The 24,828-nt window shown below is 68.3% G+C and carries 17 protein-coding genes; 7 read left to right on the top strand and 10 right to left on the bottom strand.

The annotated features are described in order from the left end of the window. The first annotated feature begins 162 nt into the window (after positions 1-162). Both QZ471_RS03615 and QZ471_RS03620 read left to right on the top strand, forming a co-directional pair. Positions 163-6,762 (top strand): response regulator, encoded by a 6,600-nt coding sequence (locus tag QZ471_RS03615; protein ID WP_295460966.1) that lies wholly within the window; start codon positions 163-165, stop codon positions 6,760-6,762. Between the two features lie 6 nt (positions 6,763-6,768). Further along, the gene (locus tag QZ471_RS03620) at positions 6,769-7,683 is read left to right on the top strand and encodes a diguanylate cyclase (protein WP_295460968.1); all 915 of its coding nucleotides are present in this window, start codon (positions 6,769-6,771) and stop codon (positions 7,681-7,683) included. A 5-nt stretch (positions 7,684-7,688) separates the two neighbouring features. Here the strand turns inward: QZ471_RS03620 and QZ471_RS03625 are convergent, their stop codons facing one another. From QZ471_RS03625 to QZ471_RS03660, 8 genes are all read right to left on the bottom strand, one after another. Next, the gene (locus QZ471_RS03625) at positions 7,689-8,711 is read right to left on the bottom strand and encodes a PleD family two-component system response regulator (protein ID WP_295460969.1); all 1,023 of its coding nucleotides are present in this window, start codon (positions 8,709-8,711) and stop codon (positions 7,689-7,691) included. Positions 8,712-8,807: 96 nt separating this feature from the next. Beyond that, complete coding sequence (cheB, locus tag QZ471_RS03630) at positions 8,808-9,845, bottom strand: chemotaxis-specific protein-glutamate methyltransferase CheB (protein ID WP_295460970.1); 1,038 nt, start codon at positions 9,843-9,845, stop codon at positions 8,808-8,810. Further along, positions 9,842-12,031 (bottom strand): response regulator, encoded by a 2,190-nt coding sequence (locus QZ471_RS03635; RefSeq protein ID WP_295460972.1) that lies wholly within the window; start codon positions 12,029-12,031, stop codon positions 9,842-9,844. Before QZ471_RS03635 ends, cheB begins: the two co-directional genes overlap by 4 nt. Beyond that, positions 12,028-12,555, bottom strand: coding sequence for a chemotaxis protein CheW (locus tag QZ471_RS03640; protein WP_295460973.1), 528 nt, complete (start codon positions 12,553-12,555; stop codon positions 12,028-12,030). The genes QZ471_RS03635 and QZ471_RS03640 overlap by 4 nt, the downstream gene beginning before the upstream one ends. Further along, positions 12,552-13,793, bottom strand: a complete 1,242-nt coding sequence (locus QZ471_RS03645; protein ID WP_295460975.1) for a CheR family methyltransferase — start codon at positions 13,791-13,793, stop codon at positions 12,552-12,554. The genes QZ471_RS03640 and QZ471_RS03645 overlap by 4 nt, the downstream gene beginning before the upstream one ends. Next, positions 13,790-14,251 carry a chemotaxis protein CheW gene (locus QZ471_RS03650; RefSeq protein ID WP_295461457.1) on the bottom strand — a complete coding sequence of 154 codons (462 nt, stop codon included), beginning with the start codon at positions 14,249-14,251 and terminating at the stop codon, positions 13,790-13,792. Before QZ471_RS03650 ends, QZ471_RS03645 begins: the two co-directional genes overlap by 4 nt. A gap of 2 nt (positions 14,252-14,253) precedes the next feature. Next, the gene (locus tag QZ471_RS03655; protein WP_295460976.1) at positions 14,254-16,059 is read right to left on the bottom strand and encodes a methyl-accepting chemotaxis protein; all 1,806 of its coding nucleotides are present in this window, start codon (positions 16,057-16,059) and stop codon (positions 14,254-14,256) included. Between the two features lie 220 nt (positions 16,060-16,279). Beyond that, positions 16,280-16,480 carry a general stress protein gene (locus tag QZ471_RS03660; RefSeq protein WP_295460978.1) on the bottom strand — a complete coding sequence of 67 codons (201 nt, stop codon included), beginning with the start codon at positions 16,478-16,480 and terminating at the stop codon, positions 16,280-16,282. A 635-nt stretch (positions 16,481-17,115) separates the two neighbouring features. Here QZ471_RS03660 and QZ471_RS03665 point away from each other — a divergent pair. The 3 genes from QZ471_RS03665 to cysE are packed head-to-tail and all read left to right on the top strand — an operon-like array spanning position 17,116 to position 19,041. Then, the gene (locus QZ471_RS03665) at positions 17,116-17,658 is read left to right on the top strand and encodes an XRE family transcriptional regulator (RefSeq protein ID WP_295460979.1); all 543 of its coding nucleotides are present in this window, start codon (positions 17,116-17,118) and stop codon (positions 17,656-17,658) included. A 10-nt stretch (positions 17,659-17,668) separates the two neighbouring features. Continuing rightward, the gene (locus QZ471_RS03670) at positions 17,669-18,238 is read left to right on the top strand and encodes a GNAT family N-acetyltransferase (protein ID WP_295460980.1); all 570 of its coding nucleotides are present in this window, start codon (positions 17,669-17,671) and stop codon (positions 18,236-18,238) included. 14 nt (positions 18,239-18,252) lie between these two features. Further along, positions 18,253-19,041, top strand: a complete 789-nt coding sequence (gene cysE, locus QZ471_RS03675; protein WP_295460982.1) for a serine O-acetyltransferase — start codon at positions 18,253-18,255, stop codon at positions 19,039-19,041. Here cysE and QZ471_RS03680 read toward each other — a convergent pair. After that, entirely contained in the window at positions 19,023-19,763 is a 741-nt protein-coding gene (locus tag QZ471_RS03680) for an NUDIX domain-containing protein (protein WP_295460983.1), read from the bottom strand. The genes cysE and QZ471_RS03680 overlap by 19 nt on opposite strands. 2 nt (positions 19,764-19,765) lie before the next feature. Then, positions 19,766-22,288 carry a mechanosensitive ion channel domain-containing protein gene (locus QZ471_RS03685; RefSeq protein WP_295460984.1) on the bottom strand — a complete coding sequence of 841 codons (2,523 nt, stop codon included), beginning with the start codon at positions 22,286-22,288 and terminating at the stop codon, positions 19,766-19,768. A 471-nt stretch (positions 22,289-22,759) separates the two neighbouring features. On the opposite strand from QZ471_RS03685, the gene QZ471_RS03690 reads away from it, so the two are divergent. Both QZ471_RS03690 and QZ471_RS03695 read left to right on the top strand, forming a co-directional pair. Next, the gene (locus QZ471_RS03690) at positions 22,760-23,845 is read left to right on the top strand and encodes an ABC transporter substrate-binding protein (protein ID WP_295460985.1); all 1,086 of its coding nucleotides are present in this window, start codon (positions 22,760-22,762) and stop codon (positions 23,843-23,845) included. Further along, positions 23,826-24,818: an ABC transporter permease subunit gene (locus tag QZ471_RS03695; RefSeq protein ID WP_295460986.1), complete on the top strand. Its 993-nt coding sequence runs from the start codon at positions 23,826-23,828 to the stop codon at positions 24,816-24,818. The genes QZ471_RS03690 and QZ471_RS03695 overlap by 20 nt, the downstream gene beginning before the upstream one ends. Positions 24,819-24,828: the final 10 nt, after the last annotated feature.

Below are 24,828 nucleotides of genomic sequence, written 5' to 3' on the forward strand. Positions count from 1 at the left end.
TCCCTTGAGACTTTAGGGTCTGGCTGAAAAGTACTTGCGTAGCGGCGGGGTGACGTCCCGCGTCGGCGCGCTCGACCTTCGCCTGGCGGCTCGTCATGCAGGGCAATAGGTTACAGTTGAGGCGACGACCCGGCGGGGCGTCCCAGGATCGAGGCGAACGCGGTGTTGAGGATTCCAGGCTATAGCTGCAAGGCCAAGGTGAGCGAGAGTCGCCATGCGCTGATCTACCGGGGCACCCGTCTGGACGACGGTCAGCCGGTGATTCTCAAGCTGCTGGCTGCGGACTATCCCACGCCCCAGGCCCAGGCCGGATTGCGCCAGGAATTCGAGCTGACCCGCCGGGCCAGCGCCAGTGGGGCAGTGAGCGCGGCGCTGGACCTGGTCGACTACGACGGGCGCCAGGTGCTGGTGCTCGAGGACATCGGCGGTACCGATCTCGCCGCGCTGCTGGACCGGGGGCCGCTGGCCCTGGAGGATTTCTTCGACTGGGCGCTGGCCATCGTGCGCGCACTGGCGCGGCTGCACCGCCTGCGGATCGCCCACAATGACCTCAACCCGCGCAACATCGTCTGCAATGGCGGCACCGGTACCTTGCGCCTCACCGACCTGGGGATCGCCACCGAGTTCGGCGCCGTGGGCAGCGGCGAGATCCGCCTGGAAGGCTCCCTGACCTACCTCGCGCCCGAGCAAAGTGGCCGGACCGGTCGGCACCAGGACTACCGCAGCGACTTCTACGCCCTCGGCGTGACCTTCTACGAGATGCTCTGCGGCGAGCCGCCATTCCGCGCCCAGGATCCGCTCGAACTGGTGCATGCACACCTGGCCATGCGTCCGCCGGCCCTGGCGGAGCGGGTACCGGGCATCTCCGCCGGGCTGGTGGCCGTGGTGGAAAAACTGATGGCCAAGGCCGCGGAGGAGCGCTACCAGGGCTGCTTCGGCATCCTCCGCGATCTGCAGCGTTGCCAGGCGAACTGGCAGGCCGGGCGCGACGAGGCGTTCGTGCCGGGCAGCGAAGATCCGCCCGCACGCCTGGTGATGTCGCGCTCGCTGCAAGGCCGGGCCACCGCTTTGCGCCTGCTCGACGAAGCCCTGGCGCGGGTTACCCTCGGCCAGGTCGAGGGGGTGTTCGTCCGGGGTGCCTCCGGGGTTGGCAAATCGGCCCTGATACAGGCCTTCGTGCGCCACCACGGCGAGCGGATGATCGTGGTCCACGGCAAGTTCGAGGCCCTGGGCAGCGCGGTGCCCTACAGCGCTTTGCGCCAGGCGGTGAAGGAGCTGGTCGAGCTGGGCCAGACGCTGGGCGCGGACTTCGCCGAACGTCTGCTCGGTCTGCTGGAAGGCAATGCCGTCGTCCTCACCGATGTCTCGCCCGAATTGGCCGCCTGGCTCGGTCCCCAGCCGCCGGTGGCCGAGTTGCCGCCCCTGCAGGCCGAGCAGCGCTTCGACGATGCCGTGAGTGCCCTGTTGCTGGCCTTCGCGACGCACGACCGTCCTCTGCTGCTCTGGCTGGATGACCTGCAATGGGCGGACGCCGCTTCGCTGCGGCTGATCGAACGCCTGCTGTCGCGCCGGCATCCGGGCTCCCAGTTGCTGGTGGCGACCCTGCGCGACGAGCACCTGGCCGACAGCCCGCTGGGGCGCCTGGTGACGACGGCGCCGATTCGCAACCTGACGCTGGGACCGCTGTCCCGCGAGGACATCGAACGGCTGATCGCCGACATCCTGCCGGCTCCGGCTGCCGACCAGGCCGCCCTGGCAGGACTCTGCCTGGACAAGACCCTGGGCAATCCCTTCTTCATCGAGCAATTGCTGCGCAGCCTGCAACAGGAAGGCCTGCTGGAATTCGATGGCGAGCACGGCCAGTGGCACTGGGAGCTGCCACGCCTGCAGGCATTGGACGTCTATGACAACGTGGTCGACTTCATGGTTGGCAAGCTGCAGGACCTGCCGCCGGCCACCTCGCAATTGCTGCAGTGGGCCGCCTGCCTGGGTACGGTGTTCTCCAGCGAGCGCCTCGCCGCGCTGATCGCCGAGGAACCCGCGACGATCCGTCGCCTGTGCCAAGTACTGGTCCAGGAAGGACTGCTCACCGAAGCCGGGGCCGGCGGCGACGGCGCCCCGACCTTCTTCAGCTTCCCCCACGATCAGGTGCGCCACGCCGCCCATTCGCTGTTGCCACCCGACGAGCGCCAGCGCGTCCATCTGCGAGCGGGCCAGCTGTACCTCGCCGAAGGCGGGAAGGCGCGGCTGGAGGCGGTATCCCACCTCAACCTGGCCCTAGCGTTGATCGAGACCTCCGCCGAGCGGCTGCAACTGCTGGAGCTCAATCTGGAGGCCGCGCGCCGGACCCGGCAGGCCAATGCCTACCCGGCGGCGCTGGAGTTCCTGCGCACGGCGGTGACGCTGATCGACGAAGCCGCCTGGAGCGGACGCCATGTGCTGCTGTTCCAGCTGCATCGCGAGTGGGCGGAACTCGCCCATCTCTGCGGCGACGCCCTGGAGGCGCTGCGAATCTGCGAACTGTTGCTGCCGCGGGCGCGGACGTCCCTCGAGGAGGCGGGCGTGCGCGCCCTGCAGATCGACCTGTTCAGCGGGCTGGGACGTTTCGCCGAGGCCCTGGCGGTGGGGGTGGCGGGCGTCCGGGCGCTGGATGAGCCCTGGCCGGAAGACCCGGCAGACATCAACCAGGCCATCGGCGCCGACAGTGCCGAGGTCGACGCCTGGCTCGCCGCGCGGTCGCCGGCGGCGCTGCTCGACCTGCCGACCATGGACGATCCGCGTGCCCAGCTGTTGATCCGGCTGCTGGGGCTGCTCTGGGGACCGGCGATCAACGTCGACCTGCCCATGAGCCTGCTGGCGGTGATGCGCATCGTCAAGCTGTCGATCCAGTACGGCAACGGCGATCTCTCACCCTTCGGCTATGCCAACTATGGGTCGCTGCTGTCGGCCTTCCACGGGCGCTACGAACTGGGCTACCAGGTCGGGCGCCTGGCCGTCGACCTGGTGGACCGCACCGGCAATCTGCCGCTGAAGTGCAAGGTCTACACCATGTTCGCGGTGACCAACAGCCCCTGGTCGAGTCCCATCGCCGATAACGTTCCCCTGTTGCGCGAGGCCCTGGCGGCTGGCCAGTGCACCGGTGAGATCATCTTCACCGCCTACAGTGCCTTCCACATTCTCAAGCATCTGCAGCACGCCGGGGCGCCGCTGGACGATATCCTCGCCGAAGCGACGCTGATCGAGCCGATTCTGCAAGGGATCGGCGATCCGAACACCCTGGAGATCTTCACCATCCTGCGCCAGACGTTGCGTCTGCTGCAGGGACTGACACCGAGCCAGGAGCGTTGGGACGAGGAGGGGCAGGACGAAGCCGCGCTGGTTCGCCAGATGCAGGACAGTGGCCATGTGCTCTGCCTGAACTACTACGATTTCAACAAGATGCAGGCAGCCTTCCTGTTCCGCCGGCTGCCCGCCGCACGACAGCATGCCGAGGCCATGGAGGCTTCGCTGGCGGCCACCTTCGGCTGGTTCAGCATCGCCGAGCATGCCTTCTATCAGGCGCTGATCCTGCTGGCCGGGGATGAGCTGGCGGAAGCGGAGTTGGCCAAGGTCGAGGCTGCCCGCGAGCGGCTGGCCGGCTGGGCGACGCACTGCCCGGAGAATTTCGCCCACAAGCGCGACCTGGTAGACGCCGAGCTGGCGCGCCATGCCGGCCGCACCGAGGCGGCCATGGACCGCTACGAGCAGGCCCTGGAGTCGGCGCGGGTGCACGGCTTCCGTCAGGGCGCGGCGCTGGCCGAGGAGCTATACGGCCGCTTCTGGCTGGCGCAAGGCCGTTCGCGCCTGGCCCGTACCTACCTGCAGGATGCCCAGCGCAGCTACCTGCACTGGGGCGCGGCGGCCAAGGCGGCGGCCCTGGAGAACGAATTCCCGCACTGGCTGCGCGTGGCGGAAACCCGTTCGCTGACGGTGCAGCGTACCCATGACCAGACCACCGGCGAGATGATGCGCCTGGACTGGCTGTCGGTACTCAAGTCGCTGCAGGCCATCTCCAACGAACTGGCTCTGGACCAATTGCTGGCGCGGATGATGCGCATCATCCTCGAGGAAGGCGGTGCCCAGCGTGGGTTGTTGCTGCTGCCCGAAGGCGGCCGCTGGCTGGTGCAGGCCTCGGTGTGCGGCGGCGCGGCCGAGCCCGAGGTGCTGCAGGGCCTGCCCGTGGCGCTGGGCGAGCAGGACATCGGCGAAAGCCTGGTGCCGCTCACCCTGGTCTCCCATGTCATCCGTAACCGCGAGGCGGTCATTCTCGACGATGCCGCCAGTGCCGGACGCTTCGTCCGCGACAGCTACATCCGCGCCCGGCGGCCGCGCTCCATCTGCTGCATGCCGGTGTTGCGCCAGGGCCGCCTGATCGGCGTGCTTTATCTGGAAAACAACCTGCTGGCCCAGGCCTTCACCCCCGGCCGGCTGCAGGTGCTGAGCATCCTCGCCACCCAGGCGGCGATTTCCCTGGAGCATGCGCAGATCTACGAGACCCTCGAACAGCGCGTCGCCGAGCGGACCCTCGAACTGGATCAGGCACGCATCCGTGCCGAGGAAGCGGCCACGGCCAAGTCGCTGTTCCTGGCCACCATGAGTCACGAGATCCGCACCCCGCTCAATGCCGTGATCGGCCTCAGCCGCCTGACCCTGGGCACCCGGCTGTCCGGCGAGCAGCGGGGTCATGTCGGCAAGATCCTCGATTCCGGCGAGAGTCTGCTGGGCGTCATCAACGACGTCCTCGACTATTCCCGCAACGAGGCCGGCGGCACCCGGCTCGAACAACTCGCCTTCAACCTGGGCAAGGTGCTCGAGCGCACCCTGAACCTCTGTGCCCTGAAGGCCCACGAGAAGGGGGTGGAGCTGGTGCTGGACTGCGGGCCGGACATTCCCCTGCAGCTTGAGGGCGATCCCCTGCGGCTGCAGCAGGTACTGGTCAACCTGCTGAGCAACGCGGTCAAGTTCACCGAGGCCGGGCATGTGCTGATCCGTGTCGGCGCCACGCGCGAAGGGGCGCGGGCGCGGCTCAGCATCGCCGTCGAGGATACCGGCATCGGCATGACCGAGGCGCAGCTGGGCCAGTTGTTCCAGCCCTTCACCCAGGCGGACGGCTCCATTAGTCGCCGCTATGGCGGCACCGGCCTGGGCCTGGCCATCTCGCGCCAGCTCACCGACCTCATGGGCGGTTCCCTGGAGGTCCACAGCGAGGCGGGCCGCGGCTCCTGCTTCACCCTGCAACTGACCCTGCCGGTGACCGGCGAGCCGGAGCGGTTGCCCAGCCAGCTGGCGCGTCGGGTGCTGTTGGTGGACGACCACGCCCTCGCGCGGCGCATCCTCGGCCAGCGCCTGCGCGAACTGGGCATGCAGGTTCGCGAAGCGGAATCCGCGGCCCAGGCCCTGGCCGCGGTGACGACCGGGAACGAGGCGTTCGAGCTGGCCATCGTCGACTGGCGCCTGGGCGCCGAGGACGGCCTGGTATTGGCGCGGCGCCTGCGCGAGTGCCAGCCGGGGCTGCCCCTGGCCATGCTGGCCTCGCCCTACGAGGCGGAAGAGCTGCGCAGCCTGGGCGAGGACATCGTCGGCCTGGAGCTGCTCGACAAGCCGATCACCGCGCCCGTGCCCCAGCGGCTGCTGGCCGGTCTGGGGCTGGCGCCGGCCATGGCGCCGACGCGGGGGCAGACGGCGATCGACCTGCAGGGCATCCGCCTGCTGCTGGTGGACGACAACGCCATCAATCGCCAGGTGGTGATCGGCTTCCTGCAGGGCACCGGCATTCACATCGAGGTGGCGGAAGACGGCCAGGCGGCGCTGGATCGGCTGGAGCACGAGACCTACGACCTGGTGCTGATGGACGTGCACATGCCGCGCCTGGATGGGCTCTCGGCGACCCGCCTGCTGCGCGGCCGGCCGGCGCTGGCGCGGCTGCCGGTGATCGCCATGACCGCCAACGGCCTGCCGGGCGACCGGGAGCGCTGCCTGGAGGCCGGCATGAACGATCATCTGGTCAAGCCGCTCGATCCCAACGAACTGTTCCGCATCATCGCCGCCTGGGCCAGCCTCGAACAGCTGGAGCGTGCCGAGCGCAAGGCGGTGGCGGACGTCAACCAGGCGAGCCTGCTGACGCGGGCGCGCGGCACCGCGGCGCTGGAGCCCGAGTCGGCGCTGCGCCTGTTGCGCGGCAACACCGAACTCTATGAGCAACTGGTCCGGGACTTCCGCGCCCAGCAGGCCGATCTGCCCGGGCGCATCGCCGCCTGGCGCGCCGCGGACGACGTGGCCGGTCTCTTCGAATGCGCCCATGCGCTGCAATCCTCCGCCGCCTACGTCGGCGCGACCGCTCTGCAGGAAGCGGCCCAGCGCCTGACCAAGCGCATTCGCCTGGCCCAGCCCCTCGGTGAGGAAATTCGCCTGCTGCAGGTCGAGGCCGAGCGCTGCCTGGCGTCCCTGGACGAGTTGCTGGTCGAGGACGAACAGCAGCGACCCGAGGCCTCCGCGGAAGGATTGGAGGCCATGCTCGAGGGCCTGGTCGGGCTGTTGCGGGCCTCGGACTTCGCGGCGGAAGGGATGTTGGACAGACTCGTCGAGCGCTGCGCGAGCACGCCCCATGGCGCCGATGTGACGCGGATCCGCGAATGGGTGGATGACGTCGAATTCGAACACGCTGCCGATGCCACTCTCGATCTGCTCCGCCGGGTGCGGCAGAGCGGTCAGCGCTCGGGCTGAGGGCCGATGGAGGCAAGGGGTAGCGATCTACCGCTGATTCTGATCGTCGACGATCAGAAGAGTAACCTGCGCGTCCTCGCCGACCTGCTGCGCGACGAGGCCCGTATCATGCTGGCCAAGAGCGGGGTGCAGGCGCTGACCAAGGCAGCCCGCGAGCACCCCGATCTCATCCTGCTGGACGTGGTGATGCCGGGCATCGACGGCCTGCAGCTGATCCAGCTGTTCAAGCGGCGGGCCGAGACCAGCGCCATTCCGGTCATCTTCATCACCGCGGCCAACGACCTCAATCGCGAGGTCGAATGCTTCGAACTGGGCGCCAGCGATTTCATCCAGAAACCCTTCAATCCCCTCGCCGTATTGGCCCGGGTCCGGCTGCACCTGCAACTGGCCCGCCAGCGCCGCCTGCTCGAAGAGCTGGCGCACATGGATCCCCTGACGTCGGTGGGCAACCGGCGGCGCTTCGACGAGCAACTGGCGGTGGAGTGGCAACTGGCGGTCAACCGCGGGCGGCCCATCGCCATCGCCATGCTCGATATCGATTACTTTAAGCAGTACAACGACACCTACGGCCATGCCGCGGGCGACCAGGCGCTGTCACGGGTGGCCCAGGTGCTGGAGCAGCGCATCCGTGAGCGTGACTGCCTGGCGCGCTATGGGGGCGAGGAATTCGTCCTGTTGCTGCCGGGCGCCTCCCAGGCCTCCGCCGAAGCGGTGCTGGAGCGCTGTCGGCAGGGGATCGCCGAGTTACGTATCGCCCATCCACTAGCGGACGATCGTCTTTGGCTGACGGTGAGCATGGGCCTGGCCTGTTGCCATCCGACCGCGGAGCAGGAGCCGCACTGGCTGCTCAAGTCGGCGGATTCCCTGCTGTATCAGGCCAAGGCGGCCGGGCGCAATCGGCTGGTCAGCGCCGGCCTGTAGCGGATTCAGGCATCGTTGGCGGACCCGTTCACCAGTTCCACCCGGTTGCGGCCGCTGGCCTTGGCCTGGTAGAGCGCCTGGTCGGTCCGCTCGATGAAGGCTTCGTGGTCGTCACCGCTTTGCGGCTGGATGCTGCCGACGCCGATGGAAATGGTGACGATCCCCAGTTCACTGCCACTGTGGGCCACCTGCAGGCGTTCGACCCCGGCACGGCAGGCTTCGGCGACCTTGCGCGCGCCTTCGGCGTCGGTGTCGGGCAACACCATGGCGAATTCCTCGCCACCGTAGCGGGCCACCAGGTCCGCCGGGCGCTTGAGCTGTTCGGTCAGCACCGCGGCCACCTTCTTCAGGCAGAGATCGCCGCTCAGGTGGCCGTAGGTATCGTTGTAGCGCTTGAAGTGGTCGACGTCGCAGAGCAGCAGGGCCAGCGGCTGGCGACTGCGGCGGGCGCGCAGCCATTCGCCTTCGTAGGTCTGGTCGAAATGCCGTCGGTTGTTGATGCCGGTGAGGCTGTCGATGGCGACCAGTTTCTGCAGCTGGATGTTGGCCTCGGCGAGTTGCCGCTGGCTTTCGCGCAGGAAGCGAAAGGCCTCGTCGCGCTGGGCGCGCAGGACGTAGGCTTCGGAGTGGTAGCGCACCCGGGCCAGCAGCTCCAGCTTGTCGGGCAGCTTGACCAGGTAGTCGTTGGCGCCGGTGGCGAAGCTCTGTGCCTTGACCTGGGGGTCTTCCTTGGAGGAGAGCACCACGATGGGCACGTCGCGCAGCGCCGGGTCGGCGCGGAAGCGGCGGACGGTTTCCAGACCATCGATCTCGGGCATGATCAGGTCCTGCAGCACCACGGTGGGCTTGAGCTGCTGCGCCATGGTCACCGCCTGGTGGGCATCCAGGCAGTAATGCAGTTCGATGTCGGGCTGATCCGCGATCATCCGCCGCAAGGCCTCGATGATGATCAGCTGATCGTCCACCAGCAGCAGTCGCACCTTGGGGGCGATCAGGCTGTCCGGGGGGCTACCCTCGTGCGTGGCCATTACTACGAGTCCTTCTGCGCGCGGGGCCGGGCGTCCCGCATCTCAACTTGGCCGATCCCTGCCGCTGCATCGTCCAACGCTCCTGTTGGCGACCTGTCATATCGGGCTCCGCGAGCCAGTGCCGAAGCGCCGTTGCAGCCAGGCGCCAATCTGCGCAGGGCTGAGCACCCGTTCCACCGCACCCATTCTAACCGCAGCTGCAGGCATGCCGTATACGGCACAACTGGCCTCATCCTGGGCCAGGGTCGGGCAGCCGCTCTGGCGCAGGGCATACAGCCCGTTCGCGCCATCGCGGCCCATGCCGGTGAGCAGGATGCCGAGAGCGTTGCGACCGCGCTGTGCATGACCGGCGAGGCCGGTGAAGAAGACGTCCACGGAGGGCCGATAGGGATAATCGACCGGCTCGGCGGTATAGGTGAAGCGCCCCTGGTCGTCCAGCAGCAGGTGGTCGTCGCCCAGGGCGACGCTGACCTGGCCGGGCTGGGGCAGGGCACCCGGCATGGCGGCCAGCACCGGCCAGGCGATCTGGGTGCCGAGCCAGCCGATGAAGCTGGGTGCGAAGCGCCGGTCGATGTGCTGGACCAGCACCACGCTGGCCTGGGGGGTCGGTGCCCAGCCGTCGAAGAGGGTCACCAGGGCCGCCGGACCGCCGGTGGAGGCGCCGATGGCCACCAGCGCGCCGGGTGCCTCGCGCGGCGTGTCCGTGGGCTTGGCGGCCGTCGGCAGCGCCGGCTGGGCGGCCCGCTCGGGAAGGCGCACCAGGGGTTCGATACGGCTGATCTTGCGCAGCAGGGCGCCACCGTCGGCGCCCCCGGCGAGGGCCGGGGTGGCGGTCACGTCGAGGGCACCGGCGCCCATGGCGCGGAACACCCCTTCGCAATCGTCCGGAGTAGCGGTGACCACCAGGATGGCGCAGGGCGACTGCGCCATGATCCGGCGGGTCGCCTCGATGCCGTCCAGGCGCGGCATCTGCAGGTCCATGAGGATGAGATCGGGTCTATCCTCGGCGCAGCGCGCCACGGCTTCCTCACCATCGTGGGCGATCCAGGCCACCGTGTGACGCCCATCGCTGGCCAGCAGGCGGCGCAGGGCCTCGGTGGCCAGCAGCAGGTCGTTGACGATGGCGATTCTCATGGGGCTCCGATGAAGTCCTGCACGGCGGTGATCAGGGCGTCATCATGGAAGCTGCCCTTGGTCAGATAGTAATCGGCACCGGCCTGCATTCCCTTGAGCCGATCTTCCGGGCGGTCCTTGTAGGAGACGATCATCACCGGCAGGGCGTGCAGGCGGGGATCGCGGCGCACCAGCTCCACCAGCTCGATGCCGTTCATGCGCGGCATGTCGATGTCCGAGAGCAGCATGTCGAAATCGCCGGCGCGCACGGCGTTCCAGCCATCCATGCCGTCCACCGCCACCTCCACCTGGTAGCCCTGGCCCTCCAGCAGCTTGCGCTCCATCTCGCGCACCGTGAGGGAGTCGTCCACCACCAGGATGCGTTTGACCCGCCGGCTGTCGGCGACCTGGCTGCCCTGCACCTGGCGCAGCCGGCCTTCGCCCAGCAAGCGCTCGATGCCGGTCAGCAGGTCGGCCACGTCCAGCAGCAGCACCGGGCTGCCATCGTCGAGCAACGCACCGGCGGTGACCGAGCGCAGCTTGCCGAAGATGTCGTCCAGCGGCTTGAGCGCCAGGCCCTGCTCGGTGCGCAGACGATCCACTACCAGGCCGTAGCGCCGTTCACCGCTGCCGATCACCAGCACCGCCAGGTCATCGCCAGGAGGGCCGGCGTCGAGTTCGAGCAACTGATGGGCCGACACCAGGCCCAGGCGATCCGCGCCGAGCAGGAAGAAGGCCTTGCCCTCCAGGGTATGCACCTCGTTCGCGGCGAGGCGCAGCACCCGTTCGATGCGGTTGACCGGCAGGGCGTAGGCTTCGCCGGCGATGTCGACGATGAGGGCGCGGACGATGGAACGGCTGACCGGCACCAGCAGATGGGTGCTGAAGCCTTCACCCGGACGGGTTTCCAGGCGCACCTCGCCGTCCAGGGCGCGGATGGCATCGGCCACCACGTCCAGGCCCACGCCGCGTCCGGACAGCTCAGTAACCGTTTCCTTGAGGCTGAAACCGGGCAACAGCAGGAACTCCAGCAACTCGGCCGGGCTCAGCGAGGCAGCGACCGGGGCCGGGCTCAGGCGGCGGGCGATCACCGCGGCCCGGATGCGCTCCAGATCCAGGCCACGACCGTCATCATGCAGGCTCACATGCAGGCGGCCGGCGACGTGGCGGGCTTCCAGGCGGATCTGGCCGCTCTCCGGCTTACCCAGGGCACGGCGTTCGGCCGGGGTTTCCAGGCCATGATCGAGGGCGTTGCGCAGCAGATGATTGAGCGGACTTTCCAGACGCGCGAGCACCTCGCGGTCGATCAGGGTATCGGCGCCGTCCACCTGCAGGGTGGCGTCCTTGTCGAGGCTCCTGGCGAGATCGCGCACCAGCCGCGGAAAGCCCTGCACGGCGTCGCGCAGCGGGCGCATCCGCACCCCGAGCACCTCGTCCAGCAGGCCCTGGCAGACACCGAGCAGGCGGCGTTCGTAGGCTTCCAGGGCCTGCAGCTGTTGCTGATAGCGATCCAGCAGCCCCTCCTGGCGCTGGCGCAACTCGTTACTTGCCGCCGCTGCCTGGCCGAACAGCGCCTGCAGTTCGCCGCGATAGCCCTGGAAGCCCTGCACCAGGCCATGCAGGCCAAGGCCCATCACCCGGGCCTCGCTGGTGAGGGCGAGAATCTCGTTGAAGCGGCCACTGTCGACCCGCAGGGGGTCCCGGGCGCGCTCGGCCTCGGGCGGCTCTTCCACGGCGGCCGCGACGGTGGACGTCGGCAGGCTGGGCGGCGTTGCTGCCGAGCTCGGCGCCACGTCGGCGTCGGCGGCGCTCAGGGCCTGGGCCAGGGCGCGTTGGGCCTCGCGCTGTTCGCGCTGCCAGCGTTGGCTGGCGGCCTCATCCAGGCGGCTGACCTCGCCGAGGACATCGACGCAGCGGAACAGTTGGTCGATAGCGGCGGCGTCCAGACGGCGCTGGCCGGCCTGCACGGCCACCAGGCAATCCTCCATGGCGTGGGCCAGTTCGACCAGGCCATCCAGGTCGACGATGCGGGCGGCGCCCTTGATCGAGTGGGCTGCGCGCATCATCGGCTCGATCACGGCGATATCGGCGGGATCGCGCTCCAGGCGCAGCAGGCCGGCGTCCAGCGCCTGCAGGTGGCTCTGCACCTCGCTGGCGAAGAGGTCGTACAGCGACATCTCGCGCACGTCGCGCGGGGGCTGGCTCATCGCAGGGCCTCTTCCAGGGCGCGCTCCAGGCGCGCCGGCTCGATCAGTCCGACCTGGTGCGGACCTTCGCGATAGACCCCGCCGAGATAGCTGAGCAACTCGCCGCCGAGGGTCGCCGGCGGCGCCTGCACCTCGGTCGGTGCATAGCGTTGCAGGCCCAGCACCTCGTCGACCTGAAGCGCCCAGTCGCGGCGGCCGATACGGATCAGCAGCAGGCGCGGAAAGCCCTGGCGGTGGCTGGCGGGAGCAACCGCGAGCAACAGGTCCAGGGCGATGCAGGGATACAGCTGGCCGCGCACCGGCACGATGCCGCGCAGCAGCGGCGAGCGGCGATGGGGCACCCGATGGGCGGCAGTGGGCTCGGTGGCCGTGACCAGGCAACTGCCCGGCAGCCCCAGCCATTCCCCGCCGAGGCGAAACACCAGGGCGCTGAGCGAGCGCGCCTGGGTATCGGCCAGGGGCGCCGCATAGCGCTCGGCCCAGGCGGCCCGCTCGGTATCGGCCAGTTCGCGGTCCAGGCTCATGCCCGATCCCCGGCAGCGGGCTGGATGCGCGCTGCCCGCTCACGCAGGCGGCCGGCTTCGTCGAGACGTCCGGCGCGCTCGCAGATCAGCGCCAGCCGGCACAGCGCAGGGTAGTGTGCGGGCTCCAGGTAGAGCGCCTGGCGCAGCGCCCGCTCGGCTTCGGCGGCGCGTTCGTCGGGCAGGATCAGGGCGAGCAGGAAATGGGCACCGGCCTGGCTGCGATCCTGTTCGAGTAGGGCGCGTAGCAGGGCTTCGGCTTCGGCACCGCGGCCGGCATCGGCCAGCCGCTGCGCCTGCTCCAGGGCCGGCGGTGGCGCAGGTGGCGCGGGGGCGTCGACGGGCAGCGCGCGACTGCGCGGCGGCGCTGGCGCACGGGGCGCTGGGGCCTGACGGGGTGAGGCTTTGCGCCGTGGCGGGGCGGCGACGGTCGGGGAGCGGACGGCATCCGCTACCTGTGCCTGGCGCTTGACCAGTGCCGAGGCCTGGGCCACGCCCAGGCTGGCGAAGCCGTGGCGCATGGCGCTGACCATTTCCGAGCTGCCGACGCAGAGCAGACCGTCGTCGTGCAGCAGGGCGGCCAGGTGGCTCAGGGCGCGGCCCTGGGTCTGGTCGTCGAAGTAGATCAGCAGGTTGCGGCAGAGCACCACGTCGAAGAGGGCACCGTCACGCAGGCTGCCGAGCTGGAGGATATTGCCCTGACGAAAGCGCACCTGGGCACGCACCGACTCGGCCAGGCGGTGCCGATCACCCTCGGCGCTGAAATAGCGCTCGCGAAAGCCCAGGTCCTTGGCGCGGAAGGAGTTGCGGCCGTAGAGGCCGCGCCTGGCCCGTTCCAGGGAAGGTTCGTTGATGTCCACAGCGGTCACCTGGAAGGCGCTGGCCGGCAGGCCGACATCGAACAGCGCCATGGCCAGGGTGTAGGGTTCCTCGCCGGTGGAGCAGGGCAGGCTGAGCAGCCGCACGGGGCGACCGCTGCGCGCGTGGCGCTCCTGGGCGAAACGGGCCGCGTGGGTGATGGCCTGGGGATCGCGGAAGAACCAGGTCTCCGGGATGACCAGCAGCTCCAGCAGGTCGGCGAATTCGCCTTCATCGTCGAGGATGCGCGCCATATAGGTCTCCGCATCACTTTCCTGGCGCTCGCGCAGCCGCTGGCGAATGGCGCGTCCCAACATGTCGTCGGCGATGGCCAGGCCCGTGCGGGATCGCACCAGGGGCGCCAGACGCGGATCGAGTCTCACGCGGCCTCCTGGAACAGCAGCGCGGCCAGGCTGGGCGAGAGCAGGCGTGGCAGGTCGAGCCAGAGCCAGAGGCCCTCGGGGGTTTCCAGCACCTCGCCCAGCCAGGGGTAGTCGGGCAGTGGGATACCCGCCGGCCGTGGCGGGGTGGCCGTCACTCGGCGTACGCCGGCGACGCCTTCCACCACCAGGCCAAGCGGCCGGCTGCCGCCGCCCGGCGTGGACAATGGATAGTCTACCAGCAGGATGCGGGTGTCCTGCCGCGCCCGGGCGCCGCGTCCGCCGCTCATGGCGGTGAGGTCGACTACCGGCACCGCCGCGCCATGCAGGTTCATCAACCCGGCGACCCCGGCAGGCGCCGCGGGAAAGCGGGTGAGCTGCAGATAGGGCAGTACCTGGCGGATGACCGCCGTCGGCAGGGCCGCGGCCGCCTCGGCCAGTTGGAAGGCCAGGATCTGCATCGTCACCGGTTGACCGAGAAGGTGGCGACGCTGCTCTGCAGGTCCTGGGCGGCCTGCTGCAGATACTGGACCGCCTCGCTGGTGGCCTTGAGCGCCTCGGTGGTCTGTTGGGTACTGTCGTTGAGCTGGGTGATGGTCTCGGCGATCTGGACGGCACCCACTGCCTGGGACTGCATGCCCTCCAGCACGATGTCGAACCGCGCCGGCAGTTTCTGCACGTCCTCGATGACCTCGGCCAACTGGTCGCTGACGCTGGCTACCTCCTGGACGCTACGGCGGATCTCCTCGGAGAACTTGTCCATGCCCATGACGCTGGCGGAAACCGCGGAATTCATGTCCTTGAGCATTTGCTCGATGTCGTCGGTGGCGGCGGTGGTCTGGTCCGACAGCCGGCGGATCTCGGTGGCCACCACCGAGAAGCCGCGACCTGCCTCACCGGCCTTTTCCGCCTCGATGGCGGCATTGAGCGACAGCAGGTTGGTCTGGTCCGCCACCTTGGTGATGGTGGTCAGGACCTTGTTGATGTGGCTGGACTTTTCCGACAGCGCCGCGAGCTTGGCGTTGATCGAGTCGGTCGCGGCGACCATGCGCTGCATGGTGGTGTCCATGCTCGCCAGGTTGCTGCGCGCCTGGACCGCACCGTGGGTGGTCTCGTCGGCCACCTGCACGGCTTCCTCCATGGTCTTGAGCAGGGCATTGGCGTTGGCGGCGATTTCCCGCGTCGTGCTCAGGACTTCCACGCTGGTCTGCGCCTGTTCGATGCTGGTGGCTTCCTGCTGGCGGGACGAAGCGGCGATCTCGGTGGTGGAGGAGGTTACCTGGATACCGGCGCGCTGGACCTTGGTGAGCATGCCGCGCAGGTCCTCGATCATCTTGCCCAGGCCACGGGCCAATTGGCCGATGGCGTCGTCGCCGCTGACCGAGGTGCGCCCGGTGAGATCGCCTGCGGCGGCCTTGTTGACCACCCCCAGCAGGTCATCGACGTCATCGCGCAGGCGCTGCGTCAGCGCCTGTTCGCGGGCGTGGTCATCCTGGATCTGCTGCGCCATCTGGTTGAAGGCCAGGCCCACCTGGCCCAGCTCGTCCCGACCCCGTACCTGGACGCGGGCGCCACCTTCGCCGGCGGAAATCCGCGCCACGGTGTCGGTCAGGCCCCGAATCGAACGCAGCAGGCCATGGGACAGGACCCAGGCGATCAGCGCGGCGAGCACGACGCACAGCGTTCCGCCGGCCAACAGAGTCCAGGTGAGGCGATTGCGGGTGCTCTCGGTATGCCCGGCCCGCTGCGCCGTCAGCTTGCGCTCTTCGTCGGCGATGCTCTGGATCTGCTGGCGGATGTCGGCGACCTGGGTATTCAGGGCCGTGATCAGGGGCTCGTTGGCCAACTGGGTTGGCGTCAGGTTACCGGTCTCGCGCAGGCGCAGCAGGGTGTCGAAGGTATTCCGCCGCCAGTCGTCGAGACTCGCTGCCAGGCGGGCGAAGCGCTGTTGTTGCTCGGGATTGTCCTGGGTCAGCTGCTGGGGCGTACGCAGGGCGCTGGCCAGTTGCGGCAGGGCTTGACGCGCCGTATCGGCGTCGGCGGGTGCACCGGAATACCAGTAGGTGCGCAGCTTGGCGCGGGTCTCGAGAAGGTTGTTGTCCAGCGCCGTGACTGCCAGCAGGACCTCGGCGGTGTGGCGATCCCAACGATTGGCGTCGACCAGGCTCTGCAGCGCGGCGTAGGTCAGCCAGAGCAGCAGCACGACCAGGGCGATGATGGCGGCGAAGCCGGCGAAGAGTTTGTTCTGGATGCGGATGTTATCGAGCATGGGCACCGGCACGCGCGGACGGAAGGGGAAGGAGCGAACCCGGGAGGAACACCCTGACTATCCGATAAAAGTAGCACGGTCATGCAGTTATGTGAGTTGTGACGCTTTGGGCAATGGCCGGAAGGCCGGGGACGCTGATTCGGAGACGTCGGGCGCGAGCTAGGGCAGACAGCCTCCCACGATGTCGGATACCAGGAGGCTGCCGGTGGATCAGGCTACCTCAGGTCGGCGCCGCCTCGCTCGTCGCCTCGCTGCGACGAGTACCGTGGCTGTTCTGGCCTCCCTTACGTCCAGCTTCCGAGGCCCGTGTGGGATTGTTGGCGAAGTTGCCACCACTGGCCCGACCACCTTTGCGGCCGGCTTCTGCGGCGCGCTCGCGGTTGTTGGCGAAGTTGCCTGGATTGCTGCTCTTGTTAGCCATAAGAACTTCTCCTGAGTGCAAAGGAAAGAATCCGAACGCCGTGCCCCAAAGACTAAGCGATCCGCTAATTGAGAGTAGCGCCAATGGAAGCGAGTTCTGGATAAGCGATAGAGGGGAGTTTTGTTAGACCGGGTTCAGGTTCGATATAACTTTGAGTGGATGATCTTAGGGTCTAGAGCCCTTCGTAGAATGCTGTACAGGGGCTGTAGAGGTTTTCGTTCAAGGATTTCGCTCAGGCAGTGGGAAGTCTGGGTGCCTATGTGAAACATTTTGAAATATCTTGCTGCAAGGCTCTTAAATCCTGGGTTTTGCATGCATCAGATGAGACGGCGAAGGCGCAATAAGGTTCTTGGCAGGATGCCGGCGAGGCCCGCGAATAGTCGATAGCCTCAGCGGCTTAATAACTTCTTTCGTGGTGAAGGTAATTTAGCGAAAAGAAGAGAATGGCTAAGGATTTTTGAGCGAATTTCACAAGGCACGCCGAGTGCCTGAATAGCGGAAGGAATTTCGAATACTTCCTCCGATAAAGTTTAAGGCGATAGAGGGATTCAGCTTCTTGCTTTTTGTCTGGCAACCAACCGGGGTTGCAAGGGTTTCCCGTTTGTGGGAAAAATTACCAAAAATGGGAGAAAGGCATGCTCGACGAACACCTGGCCCTCAGACTCAAGGCACTCCGGTTGGAGCAGGGCCTCTCACTGGAACAGCTTGCCAGCCGCAGTGGCGTGAGTAGGGCCACCCTGTCGCGGCTGGAAAATGCCGAGGTCAGCCCGACCACGGCGGTCCTCGGCCAGCTCTGCACGGCCTATGGCCTGACCCTCACCCGGCTGTTGCATAGCGTTGAGGCCGGTTTTCCAGCCCAGGTACCCCGGTCGGCACAGCAACTTTGGGCCGATCCCGTCCAGGCGTTCACCCGCCGCTCAGTATCGCCGCCGTCCCGGGCGTTGGCGGGGGAGGTGATCGAGAGCCAACTGGGTCCGGGCGTGGACATTCGCTACGAGAGTTCGCCCCGTCCCGGCCTCGAACACCATCTGCTGATGCTCGACGGCGAGCTGCAACTCTGGGTGGAGGAGCAGCACCATCGCCTCGGCGTGGGTGACTGCCTGCGTTATCGGCTCTGGGGTAGCAGCCGTTTTCTCAGTGGCAAGGCCGGTGCCCGTTATCTGCTGTTTCTCGTCTGAGGGGTAAGTCATGTCTGTCAGGTTTTCCATCGAGCAGCTCGACGCTACGCGCTTCAATGCCCATCTGGAGGATTTCCAGCGACTACTCGCCGCCTGCGTGACCGAGGGCGCGAGCATCGGCTTCATCCTGCCGCTGGCCGCGGCCGTCAATAGCGGCTTCTGGCAGGACAGCGTGGCGCCAGGCGTCGCGCGCGGCGCTCGGCTGCTGTTCGCCGCGCTCCACGAGGAGCGGGTGGTCGGCAGTGTCCAACTGGTGCTCGACACCCCGGCCAACCAGCCGCATCGTGCCGAGGTGGTCAAGCTGCTGGTCCATCCCGAGTATCGCCGCCTGGGCATCGCCCGGCAGCTGATGCAACGGCTCGAAGACGCCGCCCGCGCCCATGGCCGGGAGCTCCTTACCCTCGATACCCGTAGCGACGACCACGCCGAGCCGCTCTATCTATCCCTGGGCTACCAGGTAGCGGGCAGGATTCCCGGCTATGCCCTGGATGCCCGGCAGCCCGAGCGGCGCGACAGCACCACGCTGATGTACAAGACGTTGCCGGCCATGCCCGCTAAGCTTGACGACCCTCTTCTCTAGGAACGCTGTCCGCCATGCCTCCTCGCTCCGCTTCCGAACTCTGGCAACTTCTGCGCGCCCAGGCCGAGGCGGGGCGCCATGAGGCACCGGCCCTGGCCGATGGTCTGGCGCGGGCGCTGCTGCAGCCCGACGATCTCGCCAGCGCCCTGGCGCGCCGTTGCGCCGACGCCCTGGCGGAGGACCCGCGCCAAGCCGAGCAACTCGCCTGGCGCTTCATGGCCTTGCATGCCGAATTGCCGGACCTGGTGCTGGCCGCCTGCGCCGACCTGGAGGCAGTACTGGCGCGGGACCCGGCCTATGCCAGCCTGCTGGAGATCTTCCTCTTCTCCAAGGGCTTCCTGACCTTGCAGGCCCATCGCCTGGGCCATGCCCTCTGGGCCTGCGGCGAGCGCCTCCTCGCCCTGCACCTGCAGGCGCGTTGCAACCGGCTGCTGGCCATCGACATCCATCCCGCCGCGCAGCTGGGCCGGGGCATCATGCTCGACCATGGCACCGGTATCGTCATCGGCGAGACCGCGGTGGTGGAAGACGACGTGTCCATCCTCCAGCAGGTGACCCTCGGTGGCACCGGCAAGGAGCAGGGCGATCGCCATCCCAAGGTGCGCAAGGGAGTGATGATCGGCGCCGGGGCGAAGATCCTCGGCAACCTGGAGATCGGCGAAGGCGCCAAGGTCGGTGCCGGCAGCGTGGTGTTGCATCCCGTGGCGCCCCACACCACCGTGGTGGGCATCCCCGCCCGGCCGGTTGGGCACCCGCGCGATGCCCACCCCGCCGAGAGCATGGATCAGTCCTTCGACGACTGAGCGAGAAAGACCTCGGCCTTGGGATAACGCTCGCTGTTCAGGGTACTAGGGGCTAGCCCCTCGCCCCGGGCCAGGCTGCGCACCAGCTCGCGGTTGAAGGCGCTGTTGCCCGGGTCCGTCAGGTAGTCGGGCAACGCCAGCCAGCGGGCATCCTCGATCTCCGCCGGGTCCTGGATGGCGATGTCCGCGCTCAGCGGATCGAGGCGGCAGACCACATAGAGGTTGGCCTTGCCGAAGCGGTAAGGATGGGTGGTCACCAGACCGACCACGGCGCGGAAGGCGCTGTGGATGCCGGTCTCCTCCCAGACTTCGCGGATCACCGCGGGCGCCAGGTCCTCGCCCAGCTCGACGTGGCCGCCCGGCAGCTTGTAGCCCTGACTGCCGCGCTCACGGATCACCAGTAATTCGTCCCGGTCGTTGAGCACCAGGCCACCCACGCCGAGGCTGTGGGTGGGGACGAAGGGCGCGAAAGCGGTCGGCGTGCCGCGCCAGACCAGCGTCAGCTCCTCTTCGAGACAATTGTGGAAGACGAAACCCGCCGCCGTGGCGACGCCGACCAGTTCGCCGAGGGCCAGTGGCAGGGTGAGCCAGACCAAATTGCGCCCTTCGCGACGCGCCTGATCGAGCAGATCGGCAAGCGCCGGGGCGAAGGCCTCGCGGTCGGGTGGCAGCGAGGTAGCGTCGATGATGAGGCCATTGAAGGCGTCCAGGCGATAGTGCACGGTCACTCCGTAGGGCGTGGCTGGATGGGGGCCGAGGGCACAGCGCCGGTCTCGCTCGGCAATAGCAGACTGGCGCGCGGATTGGCGATCTCGATGCCGCGTTCGCGGAAGCGTTCAAGGATGCGCCGGTTGAGTTCGCGCTGCACGCCCCAGCGGCCCTTGTCGATGCACCTCATCTGCCCGGCGAGGGTGACCATGGAGCCGTCGACGGCATCCACGCCCCAGATTTCCAGGTCGGCCAGGATCAGGTCCTTGAAGGCCTCGTCGGCGCGCAGGCCGGCCCCTATGTCCTTGAGTTCGGCGATGGCGCGCTCGATGTCTTCCCCGTAGCCCACGCTGATGCGCAGGGCGGCGTTGCCGATGCCGCGATTGATGTTGTTGACCGCTGACACCGAGCTGAAGGGCACGATGTGCAGCGAGCCATCCCCGGCACGCAGCCGCACGGTGCGGATCGACAGGTATTCCACGGTACCCGAGACCCCGGCCACGGTGACCCAATCGCCTACCTGCATAGCGTTCTCCAGCAGCAGGAAGATACCGGTGATGAAGTCCTGCACCAGCTTCTGCGAGCCAAAGCCCAGGGCCACGCCGATGATGCTGGCGCTGGCCAGCAAGGGGGTGGTGTTGATACCCAGTTCGCTCAGGGCGGTGAGGCCGACGATGAGGGCGACCAGGATGAACAGGCCGGTGCGCAGCATGGGCAGCAGGGTGCGCAGGCGCGCCGCGCGGACGGTATCGCCACGCTCGGTCCAGCTGCTCAGGCGGCGGTTGACCGCCACATTGGCGCCTTCCCAGATCGCCACGGCGATGAGTGCAGCGATCAGGATGGTGAGGAAGGCGGACAGCAGACTGCGCCCGATGCTGCCATCCTCGAACCAGTCCACCACGTTCCAGCCCCAGGACTGGAACAGGGCCAGGGCGGTGATCAGGGTGACGATCACCCCCACCAGCCAGCGGGCCAACGGATAGTAGCGCTGCAGATTGGCCGTCGGGGGAGCGCTCTCGTCACCGCTGGCGGGCTGGAAGAGGCGTCCCAGCAGACCGAGCAGGAACACCGCCGCCAGCCGTCCGAGGATGACGATGCCGGCCGACAGCGCGATGAAGTTCATCAGGCGCGGCAGGCCGTCCTCGATGTCCAGTGCCCACATGGTCCAGCCGCCCATGACGAACACGGCGGCGAACAGCGCCCAAACCTGGCCCAGCCAGGCGCGCAGCACGGTCAGGGCGCCGCTGCCGTCCTGGCGCCCGGCGATGCGGGCGGCGACCGGGCGGCGGATGTGGAAGATCAGCCCGACCACCAACAGGTGCGCCAGCAGCGACACCAGCTTGACGATGGCCTCGCGGCCGGCTTGGTTGGCGCCGAGGATGTCCGCCGCCTGGGCCAGGGCCAGGCCGAAGGTGATCAGGGCGACGAAGGCGTGCAGCCAGCGCAGCAGGGTGCAGGCCAGGGCTGCCTTGACCTTGAGCAGGCGGATGCCATGGGCGGCGGGGTCGATGAGCAAGCGGGTGACGATCAGGGCGAGGCGGGTGGTGAGGTAGGCGCCGAGGAAGCCACCGACCAGCTCGCGCAGGCTGGCATCCGACCCCACCAGATAGTGGATGAGCAGCGCCGCCATGGCCCAGAAGGCCAGTAGCGGCAGCGTTTCCAGCACCAGCAGCCCCAGGGCGAAGGGCAGATGCCGCAGGGTGGTCCAGTGCTCTTCGCCGCTGCGCCGGGCGGGCCTGGCGGGTGCTGGGTCGGTCGGGGCGGAGGCGGGCGCCGGCTCATCGGGCACGGGTGCAGCGCTATCGGCCGGCGCGATGGGCACCGCTTCGAGCTGATCCACCCCATCGCGCTGGGTCTTGACCAGAGCCACCGCGGGCTCGGCCGGGCGGGTGGCAGCCTCCTCGGCAGCGGCTGCCGAGGTCGCCGGCGGCTGCTGGGCCGCTGCCTGCTGGGCTTGGCGTCGGGCGCGACTGTCGGCGTGATCGGCATGGCGCTGCAGTCGTTGCCGGGGTTGCCGGAGCGCCCGGCGGATCAGCCATTCGACGACCAGGCCGGCGGCGAACAGGGTGGCCAGGGTCAGCAGGGCCTGCAGCAGGGCCCGGCGCCCCGCTTCGGAAGTGAAGCTGGCGCGCGACCAGTCCGGCAGGGTGCGTACCGCCCGCTGCACCTGATTCAGTTCGCTGCCCAGGTTGTCCGCCCAGCGACCGACGCGACTGAGCGTCTGGGCGATCAGGCCATTGGCCTCCAGGGGCACCAACGCCTTTTCCTGACCCGCCGCCGGGGTGGCAGCCGTGGCCGGCGCAGTGGCGGTTGCCGCGGTTGCCGGCGCCGTGTTCTTTCCGGCCGCGCTCGCCGGCTGGCTGGCGATGGCCTGCAAGGCCAGGATCAGCTCCTGGCGGCGTTGCGGATCCTGCAGCAGGGCCGCGACCTGGCGCGCCTGCTGGGGATCGAGGCTGGCCGGTGCGGTGGCGGGCGCGTCGGCGGCGTGCAGCCTGGTACCGAGGGTCAGGAGGAACAGGGCGAGCAAGGCTTTGAACATGGTTAAGACCTGAGCGATGCCGGAAGACGGGTCTGGCCACATAGACTCGTCAGGCTGCGTGATGACTCCCCGGCGGCTGACGACGCCAGGTGCCGGCGTACCCTGAGCTCGATTCGCATTAGATGTCCATTTTGCATATTAGATTAGCTCTAAATTGAATTTTACCGAGGCACCTCCGGTGCTTTACCGTCGCGCTGCTGGCTAGCTTTGCTGCGATTCCTCGCGGTCTTCCGGCACAGCCCACCGTGCGGAGATTGGGTGAGCGAACGGGCGCCGTGCGCCTGGCCTGGGATCGCATAGACCGCTCTGGCACGGCCTTATGCTAAAGCGCGCCGCGGGCGAAATCATACCTCTCGGGGATGGCCGGATGCGGCTTGCCGCGGCCGTCGCAGCCTTGGTCGACCGCTTTACACACTCATCGGCACGCCACCCGACGCTGTGGAGCCTGCCCGAACACGTTCAGGAGGCTTCATGACCATTCATACTTTCAATCGCCGCCGGCTGCTCGGCATGGCGGGCGTCGCTACCGCCGCCGCGCTGGTCGGCCGGCTGGGCTTCGCCGCCGAGGCGGGCGCTGTCCATGCAGGGCACGCCGGCCATGGGGCGGCGACCGCGGCCAGCCCGGTGGATTTCCTACGGGACACCGCCCGCTGGGCCTTGCCGGAGCCGCGCAAGGTGCGGCTGGCGGTCAATCTCAACGCCGTCTGCCTGGCACCGGTGACCGTCGCCGATACCCAGGGCATCTTCAAGCAGCACAACCTGGACGTGGAATTCGTCAACTTCGGCAACTCCACCGAGGTGCTGCTGGAATCCATGGCCACCGGCAAGGCCGACGCCGCGGTGGGGATGGCCCTGCGCTGGCTCAAGGCGCTGGAGCAGGGCTTCGACGTCCAGCTCACCGGCGGCACCCACGGCGGTTGCCTGCGGCTGCTGGCGCGGGAGGGCGGCCCCGCTGACCTGGCGGCGCTCAAGGGGGCCACCATCGGGGTCACCGACATGGCCGCGGCGGACAAGAACTTCTTCGCCCTGATGCTCAAGCGCCATGGCGTCGACCCCAGCCGCGACATCACCTGGCGGGTCTATCCGGTGGACCTGCTGGGCCCGGCGCTGGATAAGGGCGAGATCCAGGCGGCCAGCGGCTCGGACCCCATGATGTATCGCGTCAAGCAGCGGCCTGGCATCGTCGAGCTGTCCAACAACCTGACGGAAGACTATGCCAACCTGAGCTGCTGCGTGATCGGGGTCAGTGGCACCCTGGCACGCCAGGACAAGCCGGTGGCAGCGGCCATCTCCCATGCCATCCTGCAGGCCCACGCCTGGGCCGCGCAGCATCCCGAGGCGGTGGCCGAACGCTTCCTGCCGCTCACGGTGAACAGCTCGCGGGAGGAGTTGCTGGCCATCCTGCGGGAGCACACCCATGCCCACTATTCGGTGGGCGAGGCCTTCGTCAAGGAAATCGCCGTCTACGCCCGCGACCTCAAGCAGATCGAGGTCCTGCGGCCGCGGACCGACCCCCTGGAATTCGCGGAGAGCATCCATGCCGACGTCTTCGCTTGAGCGCCTCCAACCGGTCCAGGCGACCGCGCTCACCTGGCGGGGTGGGCTGCTGGCCGCGGCGGCCTGGCTGGCCCTGGCGCTGTTCCTGCCGTTCTATCCCGAGCACGGACGGCCCTGGCCCTTCACCCGCGAACTGGCCGTGGCGGCCACGGTGGTCGCCGCGCTCCTGGCCCTGCTGGCGCTGCTGTCCGGACGCAGCGAACGACTGCTGGCGAGGCTGCGGCGCGCGGGTCCCTGGCTGATCGCGCTACCCCTGCTGCTGGGCCTCTGGACCCTGGTGACGGCCAAGCTACGGTTGCTGCCGGTGCCCTTTTTCGCCCCGCCCCAGGCACTGGTCGAGGTGTTCGTCGACGACTGGCCGCGACTGGGCCTGAGTCTGGCGCACTCCCTCTGGCTGTTGCTCAACGGGGTCATCGCCGGTGCCCTCTGCGGTTTTCTCGCCGGTCTCGCCATCGGCTGGTCCCAGCGCATCGGCTACTGGGTGCATCCGGTGCTGCGCCTGCTCGGTCCCATCCCGTCCACCGCGTTGCTGCCGATCTGCTTCTTCTTCTTTCCCACCAGTTGGAGCGCGAGCGTCTTCCTCATCGCCCTGGCCACCTGGTTCCCGGTCACGGTGCTGACCTGGTCCGGCGTCGCCAGCGTCGACCGCGCCTACTACGAGGTGGCGCGTACCCTGGGGGCGAGCAATGCCTTCCTGATTCTGCGGGTGGCGATCCCGGCGGCCTTGCCCCAGGTCTTCGTCGGCCTGTTCATGGGCTTGGGAGCGTCCTTCTCGGTGCTGGTGGTGGCCGAGATGATGGGGGTCAAGGCCGGCCTGGGCTGGTATCTACAGTGGGCCCAGGGCTGGGCGGCCTACGCCAACATGTATGCGGCGCTGCTGGTGATGGCGTTGCTTTGCTCGGGATTGATCACCCTGCTGTTCGCCATCCGTGACCGGGTGCTGTCCTGGCAGAAGGGGACGATGAAATGGTGAGTGCAACGGC

It is taken from the genome of uncultured Pseudomonas sp., from assembly GCF_913774235.1.
Taxonomy (GTDB): Bacteria; Pseudomonadota; Gammaproteobacteria; order Pseudomonadales; family Pseudomonadaceae; genus Chryseomonas.